Source organism: Pelomonas margarita, from assembly GCF_043555875.1.
Classification (GTDB): Bacteria; Pseudomonadota; Gammaproteobacteria; order Burkholderiales; family Burkholderiaceae_C; genus Pelomonas; species Pelomonas margarita.
In genome coordinates this window covers 1-8,503 of the sequence record NZ_JBIGHW010000030.1, presented here as the reverse complement: position 1 = coordinate 8,503, position 8,503 = coordinate 1, and the positions used below count along the sequence as shown (strand labels likewise).

Here is an 8,503-nt window from a genome sequence, read left to right as displayed (position 1 = left end):
CCACCCCCAGCGTCCACGATGACGCTGAAACAGCGTCCACGATCAGACTGAAACGCCGTCCACGATCACGCTGAAATCCCGTCCACCATCAGTCTGAAACGCCGTCCACGATGGGCTGAAATACGCACGCATCTATGTGATTCGCTGGAACAAGCAGGATCTGCTGATCTTCACGCCCAACGGGTCTGAGTGGTCTACGGTCGTCTACCCGTGCTCTAGCCTTGACGAAGAGTTCGGCGGCTCGATCCACAACATGGCCCGCCAGTCGCTGCTCGATGCTGTCGCCGGCTGACCCCAGCGTCAGCGCCGAGACCAAAGAGCCCGGCCACGCGCTGGGCTCTTTTCATTCGGTACCTGACTTGATCGGACGCATGCAGGGCAGCACTTGCGAGGCCTCCTTCCGCCGCGTTGTGAACGCCATCCCAGCCCAGCCCACCGAGACTCTCATCGCCCGCATTGCCACCACGGACGACCCGCTGAAGCTCTGGGTCCTTCACCTCGCGCTTGACCGCCGCAACGTGCCACCCTGCCTGCGCTGGCCCACGAACGACACCACTGCCCAAACCGAGTTCATCACGCTGCTGGCTGACCTCCTCTGGTTCACCAAGCGCACCCCGACCCACCGCACCGAGTTCAAGGGCTGGCGCGACCTGCTCAAGCACGAGCCCGACTCGCCCGCCTGGCATGCCGGGGCGCTGAGGCAGTACCTGTACCACCGACGCGGCTCGCTCGCGCGCCGGTGCGCTCTGGGCCTCGCGGTGACCGGTCCTCAGCGCCAGGAACTCATGACCATGCCAACGAAGGCCATGGCGGCAGACAGGCGCCAGCTTGAGCCCCGGGCCTTCCAAGAGCTTCGCCAGGCCCTGGGGCAGCAGGCCCTCGACAACCCAGACCGGGCGGGTAAGCGGACGCCGGCCGAGGTCGCTGAACGCCGTGCTCGCATCTGGCGCACCTACATCCTGGCCGGCCGCAGCCCAACCCGCGCGGCGGCGTACTGGCAACTACTCACTGGCGAGCCCATCACACGGCAGGCGCTGTCCAAGCAGTTGGTCCACGTCGAAGACGCGAAGCGACAAGAGCGCGTCAACCGACCGACTGCATGACTTGTGACTTATGTGGGGTGCGTCCCCACCTTCGGTGGGGGGTGTCTGCGCAACCCCTGAACCCCGCGCCAGTGCTAGCTTTCATAGGTTGCGCTAGTCACCCCCAGAAGGGGTTGCGCCCATGCGCCGTCATGCAACCCCTTCTGAATTGTCATAGGTGCGCGTTCCAATCGCCGACAGCGGCCTTCGCGCAGTCGCCGTCATTCACAGAGCGGAGGAAGGTTTGAGAAAAATATCGGTCGCGCTGATTCTTCTGTCGGTCGCAGGCGTCGTCTATTCGATGCTCTTTTTCGACTTCACTGTTGACGCGCCCGGGGTCGGCCGCGTAGCGAACCTGAGCCTCATGCAGCACCAGAGGAATCTGCTGTTGCTGTCTTGCGGGGTCGGGGTTGGAGCGGTGATCCTTTTTGGGTTCTCGCGCCCGGGGGTACGGCGCGGGGTTTCCATCGGGAGCAGACGTGGTGAAGACGCGCATGTGAAAGCCTGCCAGTTCTGCGCGGAGTCGATCAGGCGCGAGGCGTCGCTTTGCCGGTACTGCGGAAAGGAGCAGGCCAAATCCCCTGTAGGGCATCGACCCGTTGAAGGTCAGGAAGAAATGATGCGCGCCTGGGGCGTCCAATTGGAGGATGGCAGCTACGTGGTTGGAGACTACCGGTTCCCGACCTTGCTGGAGGCCATCGTCTTCGCGAAGAAGGCCCCACGCAACCTTTGACCCCCTATCCAGAAACGCCCGGTCTCTAGCCCTTCGAGAGGTATTTTTCGGGCGCCTAGACCGTCGCCCTATAAGGTCTTCGCGCTGGTGTTGCCCATCATGATGTTGAAAACGTCACCTTCCAGCAAAAGGCGCGCTCGGGTCGGCTCGCCAGCCACGCCCGATGGCGGCCTTGCCCAGCAGGCACTGGGGACAAGCTGCGCGCCAGCGCGTACGGGGGCGCTCCGAACGTCAAGCATCCGTCAACGAAACCGCATACAAAACCGCAACGCACACACATTCTGAACCGCACACATTGCGCCGGAGGCGTCAAATTCACGTCAACGCCAAGGCGACCGAACGCAACGAGCCCCGGGTGCCACGACGCGCAGCGCGAGCGCCCTGCAAGAACTTTTGCAAGAACTCGGCGAACGAAGAGACATAGCCCTCAATAGCCATGCGGGTTTGCGGGCATCTTTCGGTAGAGCCCTTGCCACCAAGAATTTCTGAATCAAATCAGGCGCTTAGCCCAATCGAACCCGGTTGGGCTTTGTTGTTTCTGCCCCCCCCCTGTAGGCAACTCGGACAATGGCCCGGGGTCCAGAAACGGCAAACCCGGCATATGGCCGGGCTCTGGTGAGCTAGACGCTTCCTGCGCGTGTATCGATCCCGCAATCCTGGCGGGAGCTACGACACCCAATGTCGGTTCTCGTTCATGCCGAAACTGGCCGCCCGCAGCGTCGCGGGCTTAGCCACGACCACCTCACGACACCTTGAACTGCCGTCTCACTGAAGATTGAACTTCCCCGAATCCGTTTCGTTCAAGACGAAACTTGGGCGTCGCGTCCAGCTTCCGAAGGGCCGGCGCTTGCGCCTACTTGACGCCCCAGAAGATGAGCGAGAGTGTCGCGCCGAGAGCGAGAACCAGGAACATCACACCGACCCACCATTGATCGAAGGGAGACCTGCGCCGCGCCACCAGCATGGCCGAGCCGAAGCCGACAACCAGCATGCCGTCGAACAGCGCGATCATCGAGAACAGCCCGACGCCACCGGCGGTGATGGTGAGCAGCGAGTGGCAAAGTGCTGTCAGCGACAGCCCCAGCGTGAAAGAGATGATCGAGCTGGCAAGCTGCGCCAGCCTGGTTTGCAGATGGTCAACCACGCGTTCAAGCCTGGGCCAGTGAATGTTCAGCGCCGCCAAGCAGGTGACAGCTGAGCCGAGGGCCAGTAAGCCAAGGAACACGAGTCCGAACGCGTTGAAAGACACGAAGTCTGAAAAGAGCGCGTCCGCCAATGAATCTTTCGGCCCCATGCCGGTCTGCGTGAGCCGGTACTGAACCAGCATCAACCACCCCACGGCAACGCCACACGTGCCGAAAAAGGGCAAGTCCTTGAGAAGCTCCTGCTTCAGGAGCCGCGCGACCGTCCTGATTTCGGCATCCATTGGGCTCGACGCCGGATGCTCAGATTTTCTTGCTTGGCCGTCAGCTACTGGTGGTGTGTCGCTCATCTGCTTCCCTTGATGTGCCATGGATCTGGCGCAACGAGGATAGACACCACCTAGCTCATGACATGAGCCACCCGACCCGAAGGAAGCAGTTAGCGTCAGAGAGTCGGTCTGCCGATGCAGGATTTGCGGCAGCAGAGGCACGTTCATGCTGTTCAGCGTAGTCCGTCGATGGGTCACTGAATGAGCCAGCGCCACGGACCACGCCTTGAGTTGAACGAACCCAGTGGGCAGCGGGACGCAGCAAGCTGATCTTCCCTACAGCCTGAGTGGCTTCAAGATGCACGAAATACTGTTTTTGTGTACAGTCTACGTCCTTGTCGCTCGATCGCCTACCGCAACTAAAGCGTCGAGTTGCAGGCTTGAATTACATTACCGCGCAAGCACTTACCGACTCATCGCAACAGAAAGGAGGGCACCATGGCTTACGACGCGAAGGCCGTCGCCAACTACTTTCTGGACAAGGCCGAGTCCAGCGGCACCACGCTGACCCCAATGAAGCTGCAAAAGCTCGTGTTCTTCGCGCACGGCTGGCATCTGGGGCTCAACGACGAGCCGCTCATCTCCGACCCGATCGAGGCGTGGCAGTTCGGCCCGGTGGTGCCCTCGCTCTATCACGAGTTCAAGCACGAGCGCGCTGGCGCCATCACGGGCCGAGCCACGGAGCTGGATCTCGAGGACTTCGAGTACCAAGCACCGGCCGTGCGCGACGATGACATAGGCGCCAAGAAGCTGATGGACAGCGTGTGGAACACGTACGGCAAGCTCACAGCCGTGCAGCTGTCCAACCTCACGCATCTGCCGAATTCGCCGTGGGACCTGGCCCGCAAGAAGTACGACGGAGACATGCGCAGCGTGCCTATCGACGACGATCTCATTCGTACGTACTTCCGCCAGGAGGCGGAGAAGAACCGGGCCAAGCGTGCCGCCGCAGCTTGACGACGATCTCTCGCTGATTGGGCCCGATCTGTCTGCCGCGGCGGACAGCGACGGGCAGTCTAGGCTTTACCAACAAGAGCTGCAGACCTACGGCTCGGCTGAGGCCGAGGATGACGAGGCGTACGAGCGCAAGGTCAAGCGCGCATTTCACATGCGTGAGCTTCGTCAGATCGACGAGGTCATCACGTCGCGAAAGTCGTACGCAAACAAGATCTTCTTGCTCGTAGTGTGGTGGCTGGTGGGGCTGGCAGCGTTCCTGGCGCTCTCAGGCTTCAGTACCTTCACGCACTTTTCGCTGGACACGAAAGTGCTGCTCGCTCTGGTGGGTGGCACGACGCTGAACGTGCTGGGCATCTTCACCATCGTGGCCAACTATCTGTTCCCCAAGAACGGCCAGTCCATCATGTCGCGGACGGCGGCACCGGCGCCGGCCAAACCGGCGGCTCGTGCGCGCGTGTCTAGGGCCAAACGCGCCAGCGCCAAAGAGCCGGGCGACGACATCGCCAAGTAGCGCGGTCGGCCTAGGACGAGCTGCCATCGCGCGGAGCTACTAGGCATGCGCAAATGGTTCTATGTATTGGAGCTGACCGGCGACCACTTCTACATCGGCATCTCTGACAACTTCGTCCGACGGCACCGCCAGCACGTAAACGGCAAAGGAGCGGTGTGGACCAAGCTGCACGAACCGATCCAAGTCCTGTTCCAGCACCAGCACGAAGTGGCCGACTACAGGGCCGCTGAGTTGCTCGAAAACGAGATCACCGTTCGGATCATGATCGAGCGTGGCTGGCAGAAGGTGCGAGGCGGATTTTTCTGCGCACTCGATGACAAGGTCGTCGAAGCGCAACTGCGATCGCATGGTCATTGGGACCGAGTGCTGCAGTCGACCCTGGCACCGGCGCATCCACCCGGCGACTGGGCGAAAGCCATGCAGACGCTGTTGACCTTGGCGGAGAGCTACCACGCGGCCAACGCCAGCGATGCGGCCCGCGACCCGTTGCTGGCCCATTTGATGAGCCTTCGCGAGCACCGCCACTGGCGTCCGGACCTAGAGCCCGCGCTGGAGGAGAAATTCTGGGGGGCCAAGGGTGTGCTGCGCGTACTGCTGTCCATCCGATGCAACCGCGTGATCGGCTTCAAGCTTCAGGATGTCTTCGCGGTGCTAACCAGCGGCATGCAGATGGGGCGAGGTGCTGTGCAGCCGTGGACCCACCTCTTTCTGATTGCATGGGATGCCTACCGACCCGACGCCACCGATGCGCAGCACCGGCGGGTCGAGGACTTTGCTGCGGATTCCAGCCAGCGAGTGCCGGACCGGCGATACGACCCATTCGTTTCGCTGCTGTTTCCTGAGATGCGCTGGCGTCTTCGGGAGGCCGCAGCGCAAGCCGCTGACGATGGAGCGCACGCACAGCGCTAGCGCTATCGATGCTGTTCCGCTGACGCTCCGTGCTGCTTCTGGTAGCTAGCGAGCGCTATCGTCCGACCAAAGCAATCGGATCCTCTTCGCCTGCGCTGGCCGCGTGCCGAACGCGCTGTCCACAACGGCACCGCAATCGGTGTCGACGAGCCAGCAAACCTCTTTGCCACGCGGCTCCCGGCACTCCCACACGGACAGGCATTGCGCCGTAGACGCGCCTTCCTCAGTGGGCGAACTGGGCGGCAAGAGCACATACAGCCGTACCCGGAGCCACTCTCGGCTGGCCATCACACTGAGCGCGTACGGCAAGCTGGTTGTCATCAGCCGCCGCCAGCGAGGCGCGTCGTCGGACGCCGCAGGGCCAGGCAGAACGTGTATCAGCCAGGTAGGCAGATTGGCGATGGGCTCGATCAGCTCGTAGTACGCCGAGCCCGGGTCGAGTGCCGATACGGCGGACGGCATTCGCACGCGGTGCATTGCATCAGCCCTGAACATCCATGTTCTCCTTCGATGGGCTCAGCCGAGCGGCACCGCGCCGCCACATGCATGTGGAAGATCGGCCGTGGTGTGATCGTCATCATATGCGGACGATCGTTGCATGCCAATTGCCTCGCCGCGCCACGCACAGCACCCCGTGCTGGTCGCCCTTGGGCAGGCCATTCGTCAGGCGCGGATAGATCGACAGATTTCCCAGGAGGAGCTGGCTCATCGCAGCGAGATCGATCGTGCGTACATGAGCAGCATCGAACGAGGCCAGCAGAATCCGGGTTTTGTATCTGTCGCGCGCGTTGCCAGCGCGCTGGACATGACACTGGCCGAGTTGATGGCCGAGGCAGGCCTCTAGGTTCAACAGTTCGCCGGGATGGGTCACGCGGTACGCACATCGGCTCCGGCCCAGTCTGCGCGTGAGCCAGCCACGGCGACAGTGGAATTCAGCAGGTGTCAGTCAGGCGTGCGAGGCACGACGCTGCGTTCTGCGGCCACCTGATCCTTGGCCAGAGCGCGTGCCAAGCTCGCCGCTCGGGCTGCAGCGCTTGTCATGGTGCCTTCCACCACCGCTTCGCAGTCCGCCAGGAACTCGGGACTCGGTTCGAAACCCTCGATGCACACACTGGCAAGTGCTTGTTCGTGCGCCAGGCGTCGTTCGGCCTTGCTCAACTTCGTCATGTTGTTCCCCTACAGCCAGTGCCCAGCATGCCCAGGGCGATGAAAACCGACCTGTCCATGCTTCACTTTAGCGCCCTGCTGGCCACGGCCAACTATCGCGGACATCGACTCGATTGCGTGCCCTCGCGGAGGGCTCCTCGGGCACCGGCGCTTGCGGTTCGAGCAACCGAGCTTCGAGAGCTTCGGCCAGAGGTGGGCCAGATCTGCTCGGCATTGCCGGTGCACGCGCCAGATCCCAAGAGCACCGCTGACAGTGATTCTGAGAGGCGCAACCTGCGCGCCCAGCTGCCGAATTGAAAACATCGCTCGGTGCGCTGATCTGGCCTCGGCACCCCGGGCACCTTAGTTGGAGGTCGCAGCCATGAATAAGGCAGACACCGAAGTGAAGAAAGCGCCAGTAGATGTCGAAGTAGGGAGTGCGCCTTTCGGAGAGACAAAGCGGGCAGTAGCGAAAACGTGGCCACCCTGCATGACGAAGCCACTGCACATCCATGGACTGCAACGCGATCTCGACACGGCGAAATACCGTTGGGGGTAGGCCACATCGGTAGCGCACGACGCTGGCAATGCCCCCGACAAACACACTGTCCACGTCTCGCACACCGCGAGCGGCAAGGCCAAGAAAGTGCTTCACTTCGACGACTCGGCAGCCCTGGGCCAACGAGAGGCGTCCGAGCCAACCGCTGGGAGCCTCCCATTCAAAGGGCATTGGGACTCCGTGACGGAGAACTTCGTTCATACGATGAAAAGCGGGAGCTGGCCCCGCGGTCGGCTGCCGGCGCGGGTCGATCCTGGGTCGATCCCGCTGCGCATGCTTTGGATGAGCCACCAAGCAAGCGCCCTGTCTTCCTCCGCTGCAGCGTCCGTCGCGATCTGTGCCAACGCCGGCTGGTTCGCGACCCCGGATAAACGCATGGCGACTCCCACGTCGGCCTCAATCGCGCTCAGGCGCTGCAGTCCTCGCTGCACGACAGCACCCAAACCACGAGGTGTTTTGCACCCAGAAAGCGCTGAACGGACCGAAGTCCCTGGCCCTTCACACAGCCCGAGCGCTTCGACGATGCGAAAGGCCCCGTCAATGCTCAGATGCAGCATGGCAGCCGGAAGCGCTGGGAACGGTGGCGGCAGCGTGTTGGTCAGGCCACCCTCCAACCAACTCAGCCAAGCCTGCACCTCAGGCTCCAACGGAGCGGCTGGCTCGCCCCTGAAATGTCGCCCGCATCGGCAGATGTCTACGTCTGGCCTGTTCCAGCCAATCGATTCACCGCACTGAGGGCACATCCCGATCAGGCTGTAGCCATGCTCCGCGCATCCGACCGCAGCGCGGAGCTGCCAGCTCAGCTTGGTCACGCCATGCTGACGCAAGCACTGAGGGCAGATCTTGGCGTACAGCTTGTTGGTCGCAACCTGCCGCCGAAATCGCATGCCGGCGTACCGAACCCATCCAGGGCGACTGCCGTCTTGCATGACCAGGCGCGGCCCCAACAGACTTGCATCGACGTTGAGCGCCCAGGCGATTCGCAGCACCGTCTGGTGATCCAGCGGCTGCGTATTTCAGCCCATCGTGGACGGCGTTTCAGACTGATGGTGGACGGGATTTCAGCGTGATCGTGGACGGCGTTTCAGTCTGATCGTGGACGCTGTTTCAGCGTCATCGTGGACGCTGGGGGTGG

12 protein-coding genes are annotated in these 8,503 nt (G+C 62.4%); 8 read left to right on the top strand and 4 right to left on the bottom strand.

Annotated features, from left to right (window positions below):
• The first annotated feature begins 136 nt into the window (after positions 1–136).
• From ACG0Z3_RS22890 to ACG0Z3_RS22880, 3 genes are all read left to right on the top strand, one after another.
• On the top strand, positions 137–292 hold the full coding sequence (locus ACG0Z3_RS22890) for a hypothetical protein (RefSeq protein ID WP_394402294.1): 156 nt from the start codon (positions 137–139) through the stop codon (positions 290–292).
• A complete protein-coding gene (locus ACG0Z3_RS22885) occupies positions 276–1,103 on the top strand; it encodes a hypothetical protein (protein WP_394402292.1) in 828 nt (275 codons plus the stop codon). The genes ACG0Z3_RS22890 and ACG0Z3_RS22885 overlap by 17 nt, the downstream gene beginning before the upstream one ends.
• Positions 1,104–1,260: 157 nt before the next feature.
• Positions 1,261–1,815, top strand: a complete 555-nt coding sequence (locus tag ACG0Z3_RS22880; protein WP_394402289.1) for a hypothetical protein — start codon at positions 1,261–1,263, stop codon at positions 1,813–1,815.
• 853 nt (positions 1,816–2,668) lie between these two features.
• On the opposite strand, the gene ACG0Z3_RS22875 is transcribed toward ACG0Z3_RS22880, so the two are convergent.
• Positions 2,669–3,307 (bottom strand): hypothetical protein, encoded by a 639-nt coding sequence (locus ACG0Z3_RS22875; protein WP_394402286.1) that lies wholly within the window; start codon positions 3,305–3,307, stop codon positions 2,669–2,671.
• Positions 3,308–3,724: 417 nt separating this feature from the next.
• On the opposite strand from ACG0Z3_RS22875, the gene ACG0Z3_RS22870 reads away from it, so the two are divergent.
• From ACG0Z3_RS22870 to ACG0Z3_RS22855, 4 genes are all read left to right on the top strand, one after another.
• Positions 3,725–4,243: a Panacea domain-containing protein gene (locus ACG0Z3_RS22870; RefSeq protein ID WP_394402283.1), complete on the top strand. Its 519-nt coding sequence runs from the start codon at positions 3,725–3,727 to the stop codon at positions 4,241–4,243.
• On the top strand, positions 4,227–4,754 hold the full coding sequence (locus ACG0Z3_RS22865) for a hypothetical protein (protein WP_394402281.1): 528 nt from the start codon (positions 4,227–4,229) through the stop codon (positions 4,752–4,754). Before ACG0Z3_RS22870 ends, ACG0Z3_RS22865 begins: the two co-directional genes overlap by 17 nt.
• A gap of 45 nt (positions 4,755–4,799) precedes the next feature.
• Positions 4,800–5,663 (top strand): GIY-YIG nuclease family protein, encoded by an 864-nt coding sequence (locus ACG0Z3_RS22860; RefSeq protein WP_394402279.1) that lies wholly within the window; start codon positions 4,800–4,802, stop codon positions 5,661–5,663.
• Between the two features lie 598 nt (positions 5,664–6,261).
• On the top strand, positions 6,262–6,507 hold the full coding sequence (locus ACG0Z3_RS22855) for a helix-turn-helix domain-containing protein (protein ID WP_088482754.1): 246 nt from the start codon (positions 6,262–6,264) through the stop codon (positions 6,505–6,507).
• 98 nt (positions 6,508–6,605) lie between these two features.
• Here ACG0Z3_RS22855 and ACG0Z3_RS22850 read toward each other — a convergent pair whose 3' ends face one another.
• From ACG0Z3_RS22850 to ACG0Z3_RS22840, 3 genes are all read right to left on the bottom strand, one after another.
• The gene (locus ACG0Z3_RS22850; RefSeq protein WP_394402276.1) at positions 6,606–6,830 is read right to left on the bottom strand and encodes an antitoxin VbhA family protein; all 225 of its coding nucleotides are present in this window, start codon (positions 6,828–6,830) and stop codon (positions 6,606–6,608) included.
• A 67-nt stretch (positions 6,831–6,897) separates the two neighbouring features.
• Entirely contained in the window at positions 6,898–7,539 is a 642-nt protein-coding gene (locus ACG0Z3_RS22845; RefSeq protein WP_394402274.1) for a TniQ family protein, read from the bottom strand.
• Between the two features lie 26 nt (positions 7,540–7,565).
• Positions 7,566–8,222 (bottom strand): TniQ family protein, encoded by a 657-nt coding sequence (locus tag ACG0Z3_RS22840; protein WP_394402297.1) that lies wholly within the window; start codon positions 8,220–8,222, stop codon positions 7,566–7,568.
• Here ACG0Z3_RS22840 and ACG0Z3_RS22835 point away from each other — a divergent pair.
• Positions 8,130–8,438 (top strand): hypothetical protein, encoded by a 309-nt coding sequence (locus tag ACG0Z3_RS22835; protein ID WP_394402300.1) that lies wholly within the window; start codon positions 8,130–8,132, stop codon positions 8,436–8,438. The genes ACG0Z3_RS22840 and ACG0Z3_RS22835 overlap by 93 nt on opposite strands.
• Positions 8,439–8,503 lie beyond the last annotated feature (65 nt).